General features: G+C 63.5%; 16 protein-coding genes and 1 tRNA gene. 12 read left to right on the top strand and 5 right to left on the bottom strand.

Annotation, left to right across the window (positions count from 1 at the left end; all coding sequences use genetic code 11):
• Positions 1–55: 55 nt before the first annotated feature.
• The 6 genes from trpB to pyk all read left to right on the top strand — a co-directional run bounded on the left by trpB (position 56) and on the right by pyk (position 11,701).
• A complete protein-coding gene (trpB, locus tag IV500_RS15000) occupies positions 56–1,330 on the top strand; it encodes a tryptophan synthase subunit beta (RefSeq protein ID WP_230855034.1) in 1,275 nt (424 codons plus the stop codon).
• Positions 1,327–2,238 carry a tryptophan synthase subunit alpha gene (trpA, locus tag IV500_RS14995; protein ID WP_196397625.1) on the top strand — a complete coding sequence of 304 codons (912 nt, stop codon included), beginning with the start codon at positions 1,327–1,329 and terminating at the stop codon, positions 2,236–2,238. Before trpB ends, trpA begins: the two co-directional genes overlap by 4 nt.
• Before the next feature lie 4 nt (positions 2,239–2,242).
• Positions 2,243–3,625: a prolipoprotein diacylglyceryl transferase gene (gene lgt / locus IV500_RS14990; protein WP_196397624.1), complete on the top strand. Its 1,383-nt coding sequence runs from the start codon at positions 2,243–2,245 to the stop codon at positions 3,623–3,625.
• 283 nt (positions 3,626–3,908) lie between these two features.
• Positions 3,909–8,684, top strand: a complete 4,776-nt coding sequence (gene gltB / locus IV500_RS14985) for a glutamate synthase large subunit (protein ID WP_196397623.1) — start codon at positions 3,909–3,911, stop codon at positions 8,682–8,684.
• Entirely contained in the window at positions 8,677–10,149 is a 1,473-nt protein-coding gene (locus IV500_RS14980; protein ID WP_196397622.1) for a glutamate synthase subunit beta, read from the top strand. The genes gltB and IV500_RS14980 overlap by 8 nt, the downstream gene beginning before the upstream one ends.
• A 79-nt stretch (positions 10,150–10,228) precedes the next feature.
• Complete coding sequence (gene pyk, locus IV500_RS14975; RefSeq protein WP_196397621.1) at positions 10,229–11,701, top strand: pyruvate kinase; 1,473 nt, start codon at positions 10,229–10,231, stop codon at positions 11,699–11,701.
• Between the two features lie 135 nt (positions 11,702–11,836).
• Here pyk and IV500_RS14970 read toward each other — a convergent pair whose 3' ends face one another.
• Entirely contained in the window at positions 11,837–12,454 is a 618-nt protein-coding gene (locus tag IV500_RS14970; protein ID WP_196397620.1) for an ANTAR domain-containing response regulator, read from the bottom strand.
• Between the two features lie 161 nt (positions 12,455–12,615).
• On the opposite strand from IV500_RS14970, the gene IV500_RS14965 reads away from it, so the two are divergent.
• A tRNA-Leu gene (locus tag IV500_RS14965) sits at positions 12,616–12,696 on the top strand.
• Between the two features lie 88 nt (positions 12,697–12,784).
• Entirely contained in the window at positions 12,785–13,915 is a 1,131-nt protein-coding gene (locus tag IV500_RS14960; protein ID WP_196397619.1) for a tyrosine-type recombinase/integrase, read from the top strand.
• A gap of 18 nt (positions 13,916–13,933) precedes the next feature.
• Here the strand turns inward: IV500_RS14960 and IV500_RS14955 are convergent, their stop codons facing one another.
• The 3 genes from IV500_RS14955 to IV500_RS14945 all read right to left on the bottom strand — a co-directional run bounded on the left by IV500_RS14955 (position 13,934) and on the right by IV500_RS14945 (position 14,696).
• Positions 13,934–14,173 (bottom strand): hypothetical protein, encoded by a 240-nt coding sequence (locus tag IV500_RS14955; protein WP_196397618.1) that lies wholly within the window; start codon positions 14,171–14,173, stop codon positions 13,934–13,936.
• Between the two features lie 4 nt (positions 14,174–14,177).
• The gene (locus IV500_RS14950) at positions 14,178–14,432 is read right to left on the bottom strand and encodes a helix-turn-helix domain-containing protein (protein WP_196397617.1); all 255 of its coding nucleotides are present in this window, start codon (positions 14,430–14,432) and stop codon (positions 14,178–14,180) included.
• 105 nt (positions 14,433–14,537) lie between these two features.
• Positions 14,538–14,696, bottom strand: coding sequence for a hypothetical protein (locus tag IV500_RS14945; protein WP_196397616.1), 159 nt, complete (start codon positions 14,694–14,696; stop codon positions 14,538–14,540).
• Positions 14,697–14,788: 92 nt separating this feature from the next.
• Between IV500_RS14945 and IV500_RS14940 the strand changes: the two genes are divergently transcribed.
• The 4 genes from IV500_RS14940 (at position 14,789) to IV500_RS14925 (ending at position 17,692) form a co-directional block, all read left to right on the top strand.
• The gene (locus IV500_RS14940) at positions 14,789–15,127 is read left to right on the top strand and encodes a hypothetical protein (protein WP_196397615.1); all 339 of its coding nucleotides are present in this window, start codon (positions 14,789–14,791) and stop codon (positions 15,125–15,127) included.
• Positions 15,128–15,167: 40 nt separating this feature from the next.
• Positions 15,168–15,674 carry a helix-turn-helix domain-containing protein gene (locus IV500_RS14935; protein WP_312875943.1) on the top strand — a complete coding sequence of 169 codons (507 nt, stop codon included), beginning with the start codon at positions 15,168–15,170 and terminating at the stop codon, positions 15,672–15,674.
• Positions 15,675–16,032: 358 nt separating this feature from the next.
• On the top strand, positions 16,033–16,935 hold the full coding sequence (locus IV500_RS14930; RefSeq protein WP_196397614.1) for an RNA polymerase sigma factor: 903 nt from the start codon (positions 16,033–16,035) through the stop codon (positions 16,933–16,935).
• Positions 16,936–16,975: 40 nt separating this feature from the next.
• Positions 16,976–17,692 (top strand): hypothetical protein, encoded by a 717-nt coding sequence (locus tag IV500_RS14925; RefSeq protein WP_196397613.1) that lies wholly within the window; start codon positions 16,976–16,978, stop codon positions 17,690–17,692.
• A gap of 61 nt (positions 17,693–17,753) precedes the next feature.
• Here IV500_RS14925 and IV500_RS14920 read toward each other — a convergent pair whose 3' ends face one another.
• On the bottom strand, positions 17,754–17,939 hold the full coding sequence (locus IV500_RS14920; RefSeq protein ID WP_196397612.1) for a hypothetical protein: 186 nt from the start codon (positions 17,937–17,939) through the stop codon (positions 17,754–17,756).
• Between the last annotated feature and the right edge of the window lie 355 nt (positions 17,940–18,294).

Below are 18,294 nucleotides of genomic sequence, written 5' to 3'. Positions count from 1 at the left end.
CGGGAGCTTTCGACACGCCGCCGGACCGTACTTTGGCAGCTACGGCGGCCGATGGATGCCGGAGTCTCTGATTGCCGCCTTGGACGAGCTGGAGGAAACCTTCGAAAAGGCGAAGGTGGATCCGGAATTCCTGGCGCAGATCGCGGACCTGAATAAGAACTATTCCGGTCGCCCGTCCCTGCTGACCGAGGCAAAGCGCTTCAGCGCCCATGCCGGCGGTGCCCGGATCTTCCTCAAGCGCGAAGACCTCAATCACACCGGCTCGCACAAGATTAACAATGTTCTTGGGCAGGCCCTGCTGGCCAAGCGGATGGGCAAGACCCGCGTCATCGCCGAAACCGGGGCCGGGCAACACGGCGTCGCCAGTGCGACGGCTGCGGCGCTGCTCGGGCTCGAATGTGTGGTGTACATGGGGGCCGAGGACTGCCGCCGGCAGGCGCTGAACGTGGCGCGGATGCAGCTGCTCGGCGCCACTGTGGTCCCCGTGACCAACGGATCACAGACACTCAAGGACGCCATTAATGAGGCCCTGCGGGACTGGGTGGCCAATGTGGACAGCACCCATTACCTGCTGGGAACGGCCGCCGGTGCGCATCCGTTCCCTGCCATGGTGCGGTTTTTCCATGAGGTGATCGGTGAAGAGGCCCGCGGACAGATTCTGGAGCAGACCGGCCGGCTGCCGGACGCGGTGTGCGCGTGCATCGGCGGCGGCTCCAACGCCATCGGCATCTTCCATGGTTTCCTCGACGACGCGTCTGTGCGCCTTTACGGCTTTGAGGCCGGGGGCGACGGCGTCGAAACGGGACGCCATGCCGCTACCATTACGCTCGGGCGCCCGGGTGTGCTGCACGGGGCGCGCTCCTATCTGATGCAGGACGAGGACGGCCAGACGGTCGAGTCGCATTCCATTTCCGCCGGGTTGGATTACCCGGGCGTCGGTCCGGAGCACGCCTACTTGGCGGACATCGGCCGCGTCAGCTACGAGCCAATTACCGATGCCGAGGCTATGGAGGCCTTCCAGCTGCTGTGCCGGACCGAGGGGATCATTCCCGCGATCGAATCGGCGCACGCACTGGCCGGTGCCATTAAGGTGGGCCAGCGGCTCACCGCAGACCAGGCCGATCCCGCGGAGACCATCATTGTGGTCAACCTCTCCGGACGAGGCGACAAGGACGTGGAAACAGCAGCGGCCTGGTTTGACCTGATCGATGCCGAAACGGCAGCCGAAGCGGTGGCGGAAGCGGTCATCCGCGCGGCCGATACGGCGGCGGATGCCGCATCCAATAGCGCACCCAATGCGGCCGAAGCTAACCAGTGGAACGGAAAATGAGCGTGGATCCCACCTTGAATGGTTCGAGCACGAATGGTTCGAGCACGAATGGTTCGAGCACGAATGGTTTGAGCACGGAAGGTTCGGGCACGGAAGGTTCGGGCACAGCAAGCAAGAGTGCCGCAGCCATCGACCGCGCCAAGGCGCAGGGCCGCGCGGCCCTGATCTGTTACATCCCGGCCGGATACCCGGATGTTCAGACCACCATCGATGCCGGCATCGCATTGGCCCGCAACGGTGCTGACCTGATCGAGATTGGTATTCCGTACTCTGACCCGGTGATGGACGGCGCGGTGATTCAGGCCGCGACCACCGAGGCCATCGCTAATGGTTTCCGGGTCTCGAGCATCTTCGACATCGTCGCCGGCATCACGGCCGCGACCGACGCGGCGGTGCTGGTGATGACGTATTGGAACCCCGTTCTGCGCCTGGGCGTGGATGAGTTTTCCCGCCGCTTGGCCGCAGCCGGCGGCGCGGGACTCATTACACCGGACCTGATTCCCGAGGAGGCCTCGCAATGGCTGGAAGCCTCGCAGAAGTACGGTCTGGACCGGGTTTTCCTGGTGGCGCCGTCGTCCACCCCGGAGCGGCTGGCGCGGACCGTTGAGGCCAGCCGCGGCTTTGTCTACGCGGTGTCCATCATGGGTGTTACCGGCACGCGGACGGCAGTGAGCAGTACCGCGGAGAGCCTCGTTGTCAACACGCGTGCGGCGGGGGCCGCGCGGGTCTGCGTTGGCCTGGGCGTGAGCAACGCCGAGCAGGTCCGCGAAATCGCCGGCTATGCCGACGGCGTCATCGTCGGGACCGCCCTCGTGGCAGCCCTGCGCGACGGTGGCGTGCCGGCACTGGCCGAACTGACCACAGATCTCAGTTCCGGGCTCCGGCCCGCCGGCACGGAAGCGCACTGACCCGATGAGAACCGTGTTTGAATCCGCGCTGACAGCGCTGCCCGCCAGCATTCCCGCTCCGGTCTGGTCCGGCTTTGATATTCCGCTCCCCACCGGGACCCTGCGGATCCACGCCTACGCGCTGTGCATTCTGGCGGGGATCATCGCCGCAACCGCCGTGACGTACATTCGCTGGACCAAGCGGAGGGCACCGGAAGGGTCCATCTGGGACATCGCCATCTGGGCCATCCCGATGGGCATTATCGGCGGTCGCCTGTACCATGTCTTCTCCTCTCCGGACGCCTACTTCGGTCCCGGCTACCGCGGAGGGGGAGACCTGTGGCTGATCCCGCAGATCTGGCGCGGCGGCCTCGGAATCTGGGGCGCAGTGGTGCTCGGCGTTGTCGGCGCCTGGATTGGCTGCCGGCGCGCGGGCGTCAAACTGCCGGCCTTTATCGACGCCGCGGCCCCGGGCCTGCTGCTGGCGCAGGGGCTGGGCCGCTGGGGGAATTACTTCAATCAGGAACTCTTCGGCGGGCCCACCACGCTGCCGTGGGGGCTGCAGGTCGATCCCTCGAACGTGAACTTCCCCGTCGGCTACGCGGCGGACACGCTTTTCCACCCCACGTTCCTCTATGAGTCGTTGTGGGATTTGGCCGGCGTTGCACTGCTGTTGCTGCTGGACCGCAGGTTCCACTTCCGCCGCGGCCGCCTGTTCTGGCTCTACGCGATGTACTACACACTGGGCCGTGTGTGGATTGAGCTGTTGCGCATCGACGACGCGGAGCAGATTACGTTCTTCGGAATTACCACGCGGCTCAATGTCTGGACCAGCATCCTGGTCTTTGTGGTCTCTGCAGTCATCTTCCTGGTCCTGACCTTTTACAAGGGCAAGGGTAATAACGACACCGTGCTGCTGGCAGGCAGGGAACCTGTGGCCGTGCACAACGGCGATTCCGAGGGCGGGTCCCATGTGGGTTCCGGCGGCGCGTCCGCGATTGGCGCCAACGGGGGTCCCGAGGTCGGCGCTGACGGGGGTCCGGAGGTCGGTTCCGACACCGGGTCCGGTCGGGGGCCCGGCGATGGAACCGATGGAACCGGCGGTCGGGGTAGCGTGGCCTCCGAGTCGGGCAGGGCTGCGGCGGCCGAAGGCGTGGCGGGCGGCCCCGCCGGCGCAACGCACTCGGTCGGGGTCGTTGACCGTCCCGAAACCGACGACGTCGAACCTTCCGGTCCCGCCGCCGTCGGGCATCCCGATGTTCGGAAGGCGGATGTGCAGAAGTCGGGTATCCAAGAGACGGATGTCCAGAATGTGGACGCTTTGTCCAACACTCGGGAAAAGCCTGCAGCGCGTGATAATCTCGCCGATACCGGGGATGGAGATATCTTCGGTACCAAGGCTCCATAACACTGCGGATTTCCGCGGCCGTGCCGGAGCCAGGGACGGACCGCTTCGGGTTATCCCCCGAAAGTCCATAACCCTGGATGCGGCCCGGAAACCGGCCGGACAGTGGACCCACCTGCAGTCACTGGCATTCTGGAGGCATTGGCAGCGTCGCACGCTGGAACGGGTGTGACCACTGTCATATAATTTGCACTAGAAAAATAGCGCGGTCGGTTATGTACCGACCGTCGCCGTGGGCCAACGTTGTCCCCTCCGTACGCTCCATCAGGGGGAAGGACTTAACACCATGATTCATATCCCATCCGGCGCGCAGGTTCACAGCTGCGCACTGCCAGAGGCCAACCCTGCGCAGGTTCACCCCAGCGCACCGACGGAACCCAACTCTGCGCAGGTTGCACCGCCGGCCCCGCTGCCCGAAGCCGCGTTGCCCGAGTCCCCGTTCCGCCGCTATGCGCTATTGCCCGCAGCGCAGGGTCTCTACCGGCCGGATACCGAAAAAGATGCCTGCGGTCTCGCCATAGTGGCTACGCTGCGCGGCGAACCGGGGCATGACATCGTAGACGCCGCGCTCACCGCGCTGCGCAATCTGGAACACCGCGGAGCCGTCGGGGCGGACGAAGGTACCGGTGACGGCGCCGGCCTGCTCACCCAGATCCCGGACGAATTCTTCCGCGCCGTCACGACCTTCGCGCTCCCCGCCGCGGGTCAGTACGCCGTGGGCACCGCGTTTTTGCCCCCGGAGGCTGCCGAGGCTGCCCTGGCCCGGGCCGGGCTGGAAGCCCTGGCCGGGGACGAGGGTCTCACTGTCCTCGGTTGGCGCGAGGTCCCCATCGTTGACGGGCTGGTCGGCGCGATGGCAAGGGCCTGTATGCCGCACTTTGTCCAGCTCTTCGTGGGCCTGCCGCAGGCTGGTGCCGACGCGGCTGTACATTCGGCCACCGGTCGTCCGGAAACCAGGCGCCCGGAAAGCCGGAACGAAAGCCGGAACCCGGACGACCGGGTCCTGGACGCGAAGGCCTTCCGGCTCCGCAAGCGCGCACAGAACAAGTTCGGCGTCTACTTCCCATCGCTGTCCTCGCGCACCATCGTGTACAAGGGCATGCTCACCACCGCCCAGCTGGAGCCGTTCTACCCGGACCTTTCGGACAGCCGGTTCAAGACGAAGCTGGGGATTGTGCACTCGCGCTTTTCCACCAACACCTTCCCGTCCTGGCCGCTGGCGCAGCCGTTCCGCACCATCGCGCACAACGGCGAAATCAATACCGTCAAGGGCAACCGGAACTGGATGCGTGCCCGCCAGTCCACGCTGAGCGCCCCGCTGCTCGGGGATACCCCGGAGGATCTGTTTCCGATCTGCACACCGGGTGCATCCGATTCCGCGTCCTTTGACGAAGTCGCTGAACTGCTCTGGCTGGCCGGGCGTCCCATCACGCACGCCATCATGATGATGCTCCCGGAGGCCTGGGAAAACCACGCCACCATGGATCCGGCACGCCGGGCCTTTTATGAATACCACTCGATGCTGATGGAACCGTGGGATGGCCCCGCCGCGGTCTCTTTCACCGATGGCACGGTGGTGGGCGCCACCTTGGACCGCAATGGCCTGCGCCCGGGACGGTATTGGATTACCGAGGACGGGCTGGTCATTTTTGCCTCCGAGGTGGGCGTGCTGGACATCGAGCCCGCCAAGGTGGTCAAGAAGGGCCGCGTGTCCCCGGGCAAGATGTTCCTGGTGGACACGGACGCGGGTCGGGTCATCTCCGACTCGGAGATTAAGACCGAGCTGGCCGGTGCCAATCCATGGGGCGAATGGGTGCGCGGTAACGTTATTAAACTCGCTGACCTGCCCGAACGCGAGCATGTAGTCCACACCCGGGCTTCGGTCAACCATCGGCAGCGCACCTTCGGGTACACGCAGGAGGAACTGCGGATCCTGATCGGACCTATGGCCCGCACCGGCGCCGAACCACTGGGCGCGATGGGATCGGACACCCCGATTGCCGTACTGTCCCAGCGTCCCCGGCTGCTCTTTGATTACTTTGTCCAGTCCTTCGCCCAGGTCACCAATCCGCCGCTGGATGCCATCCGGGAGGAGCTGGTCACCTCGCTGAACTCCAGCATCGGGCCGCAGGGCAACCTGCTCTCGCTCAAGGAGGTCCGCCAGCCGCAGCTGGCACTGCCGTTCCCGGTGATCAACAATGACGAGCTGGCCAAAATCGCCAATATCGAAAACGCCGCTGGCGATCGGGTGGCCGTCAAGGTCCGCGGTTTGTACAAGCCCGACGGCGGCGAGGGCGCCCTGCGTGCCAGGCTCGCTGAAATCTGTGAACAGGTTTCCGGAGCTATCAACCGCGGCGTGCAGTACGTGGTGCTCTCCGACCGGGATTCCAGCGCACAGTGGGCGCCGATCCCGTCCCTGCTGCTGCTTAGTGCCGTGCACCATCACCTGCTGCGCAGCGCCACCCGGACCAAGACCGCACTGGTGGTGGAGGCCGGGGATGTCCGCGAGGTGCACCACGTCGCGGCACTGGTGGGCTACGGCGCCGCCGCGGTGAACCCGTACCTGGCGATGGAAAGTGTGGAGGAACTGATCCGCACCGGGGACATCACCGGCGTGAGCGCCCAGGAAGGTGTCTACAACCTGATCAAGGGCCTGGGCAAGGGCGTGCTGAAGATCATGTCCAAAATGGGGATTTCCACGGTCACCTCCTACTGCGGAGCACAGACGTTCGAGGCCCTGGGCCTGTCCCAGGACCTGGTGGACGAGTTTTTCTCCGGTACCAATTCCCAGCTCGGCGGGATCGGTCTGGGAGTGATCGCGGCGGAAGTTGCCGCACGGCATGCCGTGGCGTATCCGGCCGACGGCGTCCAGGAGCCGCACCGTCCGCTGCTCAATGGCGGTGAATACCAGTGGCGCCGCGAGGGCGAACCGCACTTGTTTAACCCGGACACCGTCTTCCGGCTGCAGCATGCCACCCGGGAGCGCCGCTACGACATTTTCAAGCAGTACACCAGCGGCATCGATGATCAGTCCAAAAATCTGATGACCCTGCGTGGTCTGCTGAAATTCAAGGATGGAGTGCGCCCGTCCGTGCCCATCGACGAGGTGGAATCCGTCGCCAGCATCGTCAAGCGCTTCTCCACCGGAGCGATGAGCTACGGCTCCATTTCACAGGAGGCGCACGAGACGCTGGCCATCGCGATGAACCAGCTCGGGGCAAAATCCAACACCGGTGAGGGTGGCGAGGACGTGGACCGGCTGCTGGACCCCCGGCGCCGCTCGGCGGTTAAACAGGTTGCCTCCGGGCGGTTCGGCGTCACGAGTCTGTACCTGACCAACGCCACGGACATCCAGATCAAAATGGCCCAAGGTGCCAAGCCCGGTGAGGGCGGGCAGCTGATGGCACGCAAGGTGTACCCGTGGATCGCCAGCACGCGGCACTCCACGCCCGGCGTGGGCCTGATTTCGCCGCCGCCGCACCACGATATCTACTCGATCGAGGACCTGGCCCAGCTGATCTACGACTGCAAGCGGGCCAATCCCTCGGCCCGGGTGCACGTCAAGTTAGTCTCCGAAGTGGGGATCGGCACCGTGGCGGCCGGCGTGACCAAGGCCAAGGCCGACGTCGTCCTGGTGTCCGGGCACGACGGCGGCACCGGCGCCAGCCCGTTGAACTCCCTCAAACACGCCGGCGTCCCGTGGGAACTGGGCCTGGCCGAGACGCAGCAGACGCTGATGCTCAACGGCCTGCGCGACCGTGTGGTGGTGCAGGTGGACGGCCAGCTCAAGACCGGACGCGACGTGGTGATTGCCGCGCTGCTCGGCGCCGAGGAGTACGGGTTCGCCACTGCGCCGCTGGTGGTCTCCGGCTGCGTGATGATGCGGGTCTGCCACCTGGACACCTGTCCGGTGGGCGTGGCCACGCAAAATCCCGAGCTGCGCCAGCGCTTCACCGGCAAGCCGGAATTTGTGGTCAACTTCTTCGAATTCCTGGCTGAGGAGGTCCGCGAAATCCTCGCGCAGCTTGGCTTCCGCAGCCTCGAGGAGGCCATTGGCCATGCCGACACCCTCGATGCCCGCGAAGCAATCAACCATTGGAAGGCCGAGGGCCTGGATCTGGATCCGATTTTGGCGGGAATGGATTTCGACTCCGACGCCCCGCTTCGCAACCTGGTGCCGCAGAACCACGAGCTGGACAAGCACTTTGACCAGCAGCTGATTACCCTCAGCGCCGAGGCCCTCAGCGACCGGGCTCCGGTGAAGATTTCCGTCGGCGTGGTGAACACGGACCGTTCTGTGGGCACCATGCTCGGCCATGAGGTGACGAAGAAATTCGGCATCGATGTGCTGGGCGCGGACACCATCGACGTCACGCTGACCGGCCAGGCGGGCCAATCTCTGGGTGCGTTCCTGCCGGCCGGCATCACGCTGCGGCTCTTCGGCGATTCTAATGACTACGTTGGCAAGGGGCTCTCCGGTGGCCGGATCATCGTCCGCCCGGACCGCACCAATGTCTTCCCCGCGCAGGACAATGTCATTGCCGGCAATGTAATCGGCTACGGCGCCACCAGCGGGGAAATGTTCCTGCGCGGCCAGGTGGGGGAGCGGTTCCTGGTGCGTAACTCAGGTGCCGTCGCCGTCGTCGAGGGTATTGGTGATCATGGCTGCGAATACATGACCGGCGGACAGGCCCTGATCCTGGGACGGACCGGGCGCAACTTTGGCGCCGGAATGTCCGGTGGAACGGCGTACGTGCTGGACCTGCAGTCGGCCAAGGTCAATATCCAGAGCCTGGATTCCGGGGAACTGCAGCTGCTGCCCCTGGACGCCGCGGACCGCAGCCTGGTCAGGGATCTGCTGATCCGGCATCACGAAGAAACGGATTCGGCCCTGGCCGCACGGCTGCTGGCGGATTTCGATGCCACCGCCGCGCACATCACCAAGGTTTTGCCGCGGGACTACGCCGCTGTACTGCAAACGCGCCTGGACGCCGCCAACTCCGGTCTTGACCCGGACGGGGCCGAAGTCTGGCACAGGATTCTGGAGGTTACCGGTGGCTGATCCACGGGGATTTTTGAAGGTACGTGACCGTGTTACCCAGCCGCGCAGGCCGGTCCCCGTGCGCATCATGGACTGGAAGGAAGTCTATGAGGCGCAGGAGAAAAGCGTCCTGCGCAGCCAGGCCGGACGCTGCATGGACTGCGGTGTCCCGTTCTGCCACCAGGGCTGCCCGCTGGGCAACCTGATTCCGGAATGGAACGACCTCACCTGGCGGGACAAGGGTGAGGAAGCGGTGGAGCGGCTGCACGCGACGAACAACTTCCCGGAATTCACCGGACGTCTCTGCCCGGCGCCGTGTGAATCCTCCTGCGTTTTGGGCATCAACCAGCCCGCAGTGACCATCAAACAGGTGGAAGTCTCCATCATCGAACAGGCCTTTGACCAAGACTGGGTCAAACCGCTCCCACCTGCACGCCTGACCGGGCGGACCGTTGCCGTGATCGGTTCCGGTCCCGCCGGTCTGGCCGTGGCCCAGCAGCTGACCCGCGCCGGGCACACCGTGGCCGTCTACGAGCGCGATGACCGGATTGGCGGACTGCTTCGCTACGGCATCCCGGATTTCAAAATGGAAAAGCACTACCTTGACCGCAGGCTGGAACAAATGACGGCGGAGGGAACGCGGTTCCGTCCCGGCGTGCAGGTGGGCACCGACGTTTCCTGGGAGCAGCTGCGGCGCCGCTATGACGCCGTCGTAATCGCCACCGGCGCCACGGTGCCGCGGGATCTGGACATCCCCGGCAGGGAACTGGCCGGCGTGCACTTCGCCATGGACTACCTGGTGCAGGCGAACCGGGCCGTGGCCGGAGATCCGGTCACCAGCACTGCCGGGCAGCGCCGGATCGACGCGCGCGGTAAGCACGTTGTGATCCTGGGCGGTGGCGACACCGGCGCGGACTGCCTGGGCACCGCGCACCGCCAACAGGCAGCCTCCGTGACCACACTCGCGATCGGCCTGCAGCCACCGGCTGAGCGCGCCGCCCACCAGCCGTGGCCCACGTTCCCCACGCTGTTCGAAGTGGCAGCGGCGCATGAGGAAGGCGGCGAGCGGACTTATCTGGCCTCAACCGTGGAATTTGTTGGCCAGGATGGCGTACTGACGGCCATCAAAGTTGCCGAGACCGAGTTCGTCAACGGCCGCCGGGTCCCCAAAGCCGGCACCGAACGGGAGATCCCGGCGGATCTGGTCTTCCTTGCCCTCGGCTTCACCGGACCCGAACCGGCAGGGATCACCGAACAGATCCAGGCTCCCTTCGACGGGCGCGGAAACGTTGTCCGGGACGGGTACTACATGACCAGCACGGAGGGCGTCTTTGTTGCAGGCGACGCCGGGCGCGGCCAGTCACTGATTGTCTGGGCCATTGCCGAGGGCAGATCCTGCGCAGCAGCCGTGGACAAGTTCCTCTGCGGAGAAACGCTCCTGCCCGCGCCCGTCGCGCCAACCGACGTGGCCGTCAACGTGCTGTAGTGCTGTAACAGGCCGGCACATTCACCCACTGTCAACCTTTCCACGATTGTTAGCCGATGAACTCCATTAGGGTAGGTACATGAGACGCGCAAAAATTGTTGCAACATTCGGACCGGCGATCGCCAGCTATGAGAACACGTTGGCCGTGCTTGAAGCGGGGGTGGATGTTGCCCGCATGAACATGAGCCACGGCGACTACGCGGTGCACGACAACACCTACGAAAACGTCCGGAAGGCCGCGGCCTCCCTGGGCAAACCGGTGGGCATCATGGCGGACCTGCAGGGCCCGAAAATCCGGCTGGGCCGCTTCGTGGACGGGCCCCATGCGCTGGCAGTGGACGATGTCTTCACCATCACCACCGAGGATGTCCCGGGCACCAAGGATATTTGCTCCACCACGCTCAAAAGCCTGCCCGAAGACGTCAAAGTCGGGGACATCCTGCTCATTGACGACGGCAAGGTTTCGCTGCGGGCCACCGCGGTCGACGACGTTAAGGTCACCACCGTGGTCACCGTTCCCGGCATGGTCTCCAATAACAAGGGCATCAACCTGCCCGGTGTTGCCGTTAATGTCCCCGCCCTGAGCGAAAAGGACGAGGACGATCTGCGCTGGGCGCTGGCGCGCGGCGTGGACATCGTTGCCCTCTCCTTTGTCCGCGACGCCTCCGACATCGACCGCGTACACGAAATCATGGACGAAGAAGGACGCCGCGTACCGGTGATCGCCAAGATCGAAAAGCCACAGGCCGTGGAGCACCTGACGGCCATCATCGACGCCTTCGACGCCATCATGGTGGCCCGCGGAGACCTCGGCGTGGAACTGCCGCTCGAAGAGGTCCCGATCGTGCAGAAACGCGCCATCGAACTGGCACGCCGCTGGGCCAAGCCCGTGATCGTCGCCACCCAGGTGCTCGAATCCATGATCGAAAGCCCGCGCCCCACCCGCGCCGAGGCCTCCGACTGTGCCAACGCCGTCCTCGACGGTGCCGACGCCGTCATGCTCTCCGGTGAAACCAGCGTCGGGAAATTCCCGATCGAAACCGTCAAGGTGATGGCCCGGATCATCGAATCCACCGAGGTCCATGGACTCGAACGCGTTCCCGCCCTCGGCACCCAGCCGCGGACCCGCGGCGGCGCCATCACCCGCGCCGCCGTCACCATCGCTGACCAGCTCGATGCCAAGTACATCTGTACCTTCACCCAGTCAGGGGATTCCGCCCGCCGGCTCTCCCGGCTGCGCCCGGTCAAGCCCGTGTTCGCCTTCACCCCGGTGGAGCAGGTCTGGAACCAGCTTTCCATGACCTGGGGCATCCAGCCCCTGCTGGTGCCGATGGTGCGGCACACAGACGAAATGATCGAACAAGTAGACAAGATACTGCTCGAGAAAAAGCTCGCCGAGGAAAACGACGTAGTGGTCATTGCGGCAGGTTCCCCTCCCGGACAGGCCGGTTCCACGAACACCCTTAAGGTCCACAAGGTCGGCGACCTGGCCGACTTCACCCAGTCCGGGACATCCACGAAGGAAAAAGTCGGTCCCTGGCCGACCCACTAACCTTTCCTAGAGACACAACGACGGGCGGCCCGCACCACATAAGGTGCGGGCCGCCCGTTCGTACGCGCCGTCGTCGGCCCCAACTGAGTCGCACTTACGGCACCCAAACGACCGTATGAGTGCCGTAAGTGCGACTCAGTTGACCTGATTGATGATCGTCTCCGCGACCTCGCGCATGCCCAGCCGGCGGTCCATTGACGTTTTCTGGATCCAGCGGAAGGCCTCCGGCTCCGACAGACCCATCTTCGTGGTCAGCAGGCTCTTGGCCCGCTCCACCAGCTTCCGCGTCGCGAACTGCTCCTGCAGATCGCTCACCTCCGCCTCCAGCGCCCTGATCTCCTCATGGCGGGACAACGCAATCTCGATCGCCGGCATCAGATCCGCCGGCGTGAACGGCTTGACCACATATGCCATCGCTCCCGCGTCCCGCGCCCGCTCCACCAACTCCCGCTGGCTGAACGCCGTCAGCAAAACCACCGGGGCGATCCGGGCCTTCACAATCTTCTCCGCAGCCGTAATCCCATCCATCACCGGCATCTTCACGTCCATCAGCACCAGATCCGGCCGCAGCTCCTCCGCCAGCTGCACCGCCTTCTCGCCGTTGTCCGCCTCGCCGACCACGTCATAGCCCTCGCCGCGGAGAATCTCCATAATGTCCAGCCGGATCAGCGTCTCATCTTCGGCGACCACTACGCGGCGGGCCGGAGCGGGGGTGGACGCAGCGGGCGGCGTGGGTTCCGTTTGTTCTGACACGAGAGCTCCTTGAAAGCGGTATTGCTGGGCAACGGGAGTGCGGGGCGCGTCCAACATTCCACGCCGCTGGCTGGAGGTTCCAGTTCTACGATTTAGCCTATCGGCATGTAGAGTAGTTTCTCGCATGGGTGAGGGTTTTTGCTCTTTATCTCACGTTGAAGGCCCGAGTGGCGGAATGGCAGACGCGCTGCACTCAAAATGCAGTATCGAGAGGTGTGTGGGTTCGAGTCCCACCTCGGGCACAGTATTACCGCAGGTCAGCGGCACATTGACCGGCGTGGTGTTCCCAAATCCTTATAAAGTGTTCCCAAACGGCGTAGCATTTAGGCTATGGCCAGCATCGTAGTGCGCCCATCTCGAACCGGACCGAAGGCTTACCAAGTCCGGTGGAGAGACCCGGAGGTAGGGTCCCAGCAGAGCATCACCTTTGTTTCCGAGACGGAAGCAGTCACATTGAAGAAGCTCCTTGACGCCAACGGTCAGTCGTTTAAGGTTGCGCAAGACGCCATCCTCGACGCCCGGCGGAAGGTTCCTTCCGTCACCGAAGTCGTCCAGGAGCACATCGACTTGCTGGTACGGCCGTCTGTCGGCACCGTCCGGACGTATCAAACCATGCTGAACCTCCACATCGTTCCCACCCTTGGTTCTATTGCCGTGGACAGAGTCGACATCCGGCACTTGACCGCGTGGATTAAGTCCATGCAGAAAAAGGGTCGAAGTGCCAAGACGATCAAGAACGTGCATGCCCTTCTTTACTCGGCTATGGAAACGGCTATCGCGCTGAAGTACCGCAGCGACAATCCCTGCCGGCGGGTCCAGCTGCCCACGGGGGAGAAGCCCGAAGACGAGGCCAGATTCCTGACGCACCGCGAATTCGGACTGATTATGGACGGAATGAAGCAGGCATATAAGGTCTTCACCGAGTTCCTCGTCATGACAGGGACGCGCTTCGGGGAAGCGACAGCTGTTACCGTCGCCGACGTGGACCTGTTGGCCAAGCCCGCGACGGTGCGGATCAACAAGGCATGGAAGCGCGGCGCCAACAGCGAGTTTTACCTTGGCGCAACGAAGACGGGGGCCGGCAAGCGTACCGTCGCACTGAACCCGCAGCTGGTGGAAAGATTGATTCCGCTGGTCGCGACTCGGGCAGGCACGGAGCTGCTGTTCCCTGCGCCTCGTGGCGGGCAGTTGCGGCACCGGGTGTTTTGGGCAATTTATTGGCTCCCCGCCGTAAAGGCGGCGCAGGCGAAGGGGTTGGTGAAGGAGCCGCGCATCCACGATCTTCGGCATACCCATGCTTCGTGGCTTATCCAGGACGGCGTCTCGCTGTTCACGATTTCGCGGCGCCTTGGCCATGCTTCCACGTCGACAACTGAGCAAATCTACGGACACCTCATGCCGCAGGCACTTCAGGACGCAGCGGACGCGGTCGAGCGATCGTCGAGGGCCTGGCAGGAGTAGGTCGCTTCTCGCAGCTTGCTATTTGAGCCTGCGTTCGGCTCGTGTGCCGATGACGCGGCGGGTGTCCGCATCGAGAATGTGGGGTTTGACTTCACGGAGGTGGGCGATCTCCTCGAGATGTTCGTCAGTGAAAATGATCTTGCCCTTCCCCCAGGTGAGGTGGGGGAATTCGCAGTTCGCAGCTCCGGCCCGCAGCCAGGCTTCAGAGCAGCGGAGCAGTACAGCGGCCTCATCGGGCTCGTAGAATTCGAGGCGCATGTTGCTACCGTCCGTTTTCCGCGACTTCACTCGATGACGAGGTGCTTGGTTCGGCATGCCCGGCGAGCCAAGCATTGAAGTCGTCGCGGTCAATCCGGATCAGCTTGCCGAAGCGGTAAGCGGGCGGCCCCATGTGCTTCGCCCGCCATTGGTAGAAGGTTTGCCGGGGAATCTGCAGTTGGTCGCAGACGTCTTGGGGCGACATCCACTGTCCCGCCTGGGTCGAGGCATGAGCGGCCAGGTCCTGATTGATCCTCATTGCAAGTCCCTTTCGGTGCGGACAGTGGCGAACTGTGGCCCGAGATTCTGTAATTGGAGCCTTGCACTGTTCATAGTGGTAAGTGCGGCAAGCGACGTGACCTCCCTACACTCCTCTGGCCAGCTCCGAATCCATCAGGGCCGCAGCAATACTCTCTTTCAGATCCGCGATCTCGCGTGTACCCGCCAGGCTGCCCGTCCGGCCAGGAACTTGCAGGTTGGTGGCTGAGATACCCAGGGCCCGAGTTTTGTATGGTTTGGTCATGTCGAAAGAGCCTCGGGAAACGATGAACAGGCAACGGACTAGGGCGTCCGAACGTATCCGGTTGGTGCGCCATTGTCAGAAAGGAGGATGCCATGGCTGAGCATCCGCAAGCCAACGCATTCCATCACGCCGCGGAGCTCATGAGAAACGAACGGTATTGGCATCGGAACGGTGATGAAGACGCGGAGTTTCTTCGTGCGCTGATGGATGTCCTGAAGGAGGTTTCGTACCATCTCGATGCCATCCAGGTCTTGGATCCCGCAGGACTCTCCGCCTACGGTGCCGCAGCGGGGATTACCATTTTTCCCGGCGTCGGCAAGGTAGACGCCAAACTGATCCTGATGACCGCAGCCGACAACGTGCTCGAGCGGCTTATTGCGACGGGAACAACCGCACGGAATACTGGGGTCAGTAAGGGCGCACCGGGCTAAAAGCCCTTGGCGCCGCGATGTCCAGCACCGGGAGCGCGAAGTGGCAGCCGAGGAAAGCGAGGCAGACGTCACTCCGTCGGCCCAACTTATCCTCGCGCGCCGCCTGAACTTGCTGCTCGACGTCGTTATGGCGGAAAGGGGAAGTCCGCTGACGTTCCCCGAGTTGCAGAAGGAGCTGGCCGACCGCGGTGTGAGCCTTTCTCGCGCTCGTTGGTCATACATGAAAGACGGCACTGGCCGCCTGGTGTCGGACCCCCAACTGTTGACGGCCATCAGCGACGTTTTCGACGTAGATCCGGCTTACTTGCTGGGGGACGACGAATCGGAGTTACCGGAGCGTATAGATTCACGGCTTGAGTTTGTAAGGTCCTTGAGGGCCGCGAGGGTGAAAACATTTGCGGCCCGAGCGTTGGGCGATGTATCGCCTGAAACTCTCAAAGCGATCACCGATTACCTCAACAAAGACATCAAACGTCACTCAACCGGTGAGCGCCTAGCCGCGAATTATTCAGAAGATACCGCCGATGGGCAGCCGTCCGCTCCCTAATACGGGCCTTGTTTGTCGAGTACCGCGGCGCCCTTCGCTGCCTGTGAACAAGTTCGACGCCAACCCTCCGGACGACCACTCTCCGTCCGTCGGTAGCGTCCTGTGGGGCATGGGGTCATTCCGCCCCAGGGCTGTCCACAAGCGGGCAGAACGCTCTTGACAATGTTTTAGACATGTCTAACACTGAAATGGTAACTTCATGCGGAGGCGCCCACGGGAACCACAAGGGCTCGCTTCACAGCTGGGAAATCCAGCGTGCTTTCGTCAACGCACCTATCTGCGCGGACGTGAGCCATAGCGGTGGCGCCAGTCGCGACGCCGCTCGTCGATAGTCACCATACGCACGAAAACGGTGAAGATGATGGGCCTCAACTCCAAAGAATCAAGTACCGCCTTCCTCCACAGCAGCATCGACCCGTCCTTGGCACGGCCGCCGGAGTTCGACATTCCCATCGATCAGTTGATGATCGCCGTCGAAGGTGTTCGCCCATATGTGCGCGCCAGACTGCTTCGCATTGGTCACGTCGACGACGTCGACGACGTCATGCAAGAGGTCCGCGTCGCGGCTTGGGATGGACTGGTCAAGCGGCCCTATCGCCAATTGCCCGACGCTTCATTTGGGGGATGGGTTCAAGGAATAGCAGTCCACTTGTGCGCCGATCACGTCAGGCGGACTCTGGCCCATCCGTGGATGTCACTTACCGCTGATCCTGAGGTATCGAAGGCGTCACCGGTCGACTTTGCCACCACGGAGAGCGTCGAGCAGATCGCCGAACGCGAATGGGTTGCCGAGGTCCTGACCGAAGTGCGTCAGCACGTCCCGGCCGAAACTTGGGAGCTGGCGGTCAAGTGCCTGACGACGCCCCGTCAACGGCATGAAGCACACACGCCCGAATGGGAAGAACGCAAGCGCTGGCATGCGGTTACCGTGGTCCGCCAAACAGCCATGACCGTGAAGGCAGCGCTGGAAGTCGATGCACGAACGCTCGACGATTCACCGACTATCATCGCGACGGCGGTGTGCTGCATACCCACGGTGCTACTCCAGGTTGTTGCTGAACGATTGGTCTTGACGGGCATTCGCGGCACAGAGAGAACGGCGGGGATCGCGGACTTATCGGCTGAGACCGGCGTCAGTAAAAAGTACCTTGAGGGCAGGATTGGTTACGCACGCAACCTTTATCTCGCCGCACTGGACGTTCTTGAGCGTGCTGTAGCGGCACACCAACGTTCCGAGGCCGTTCGAGTGGTCATGTCGTAGACCTTCCACACGACCATGAACCAGGTGAGAGGGGGTTCCCGTGTACCGGTTTGTCGAATTGATGCATCATCTGGCCACGCGTCCCCGCTTGTGGATATCACTGCTGGTGACGGTCGTCCTGATTGCCGCCGTCGCGGTCGTCTTCGCACTGCGAACACCCTCCCCGGCCCAATTCGAGCAGCCCGTCCCAGCGGCTACCACAGCGAAGCCGACGCGGGCTGCAATCCCATCTGCCGCCGTCGTCGTTCCGTCCCAAAAACCGGAACTCCCACTCGCACCCAACGAGCCGAAAACGAGGGATTACCGAATGCTGGCTCAGGCCGCAGCGGAGGCGATCTATACGTGGGACGCCAGATCTTCGACCTATTCTGAAGTTTATGAACGGCTGCGTTCATGGTGGGACGTGCTGCCCGACGGAGCGAACCCACTGGTAGTCATGGCCCAGGAATTCCAAGCCACAGGAGTCACCGCGGCATCGTTCGCCTCCTTATCCGGCATGCACGCCTACCGGACGGCCTCGGTTTCAACATCCTCCTGCGACGAACAACTCACCCAGGTGCAGCAACAGCCAGCACCATGGGCGGGCCTGCACGTGTGCACTTTCACGCTCAAGGTCGAGGAACACCAAACGGGCGGGAAAAATGCTTACACCGTACCCGTTAGCGTCATGGTCAACTGCCCGCCAGCGTCGACGGCGCCGGTTGACCGCTGCGCCATGGTCGCCTTCTACGCCTCGGCTGACAGAATCGTCTACTGATGGCCGTGCCGGCGCTGGTGCTGGCAGCGATCAAGCGCCGTGCCCTACTTCGCCTTGTCGCCTACGTTGCCAGCGTTATGGTGCCGGTGCTGATAATGGTCATGTGCGGTGGCTTGGCGCTGGTCGCTTCTGCAGCCGAAGGAAGCACGACGGCGTGCCTCACCGACGCGTCAAGCGTGGCGGAGACGGCGGCCCAACCAGGGACGGCCTCCGGGCTGTCGATCGCGTCGACTTCCGGACCGCCCACTGTCCTCAGTACTGCCCAAGTGAAGGTGGCGCGGGACTACATCGTGGCCGGCAAATCCTTGGGTGTTCCGGATGCGGGGCTCGAGATCGCCATCATAATGTCGCTGCAGGAATCAGGCCTCCGGGTGCTTGCCAACACGTCCGTTCCAGACTCCATGTCGTATCAGCACGACGGAGTAGGGACCGACGATGACTCGCTCGGGAGCGCTCAGCAACGGCCATCGTCGGGGCGGAATTTGTCAAGGTGGATGAGGCCAGTGGGAGTTAGGCTGCTTTCTTTGTCTCGGGTTTTTCTGGTGGCTTGTTGATCCATACCGTTTCGGGCAGGGCCAGGATTTTGGGGTCCTTGGTGGTGG

The organism is Arthrobacter terrae, assembly GCF_015708085.1.
GTDB lineage: Bacteria > Actinomycetota > Actinomycetes > Actinomycetales > Micrococcaceae > Arthrobacter_M > Arthrobacter_M terrae.
Note: the sequence above shows the minus strand (reverse complement) of the source record. Positions and strands in the feature narration are given on the sequence as shown.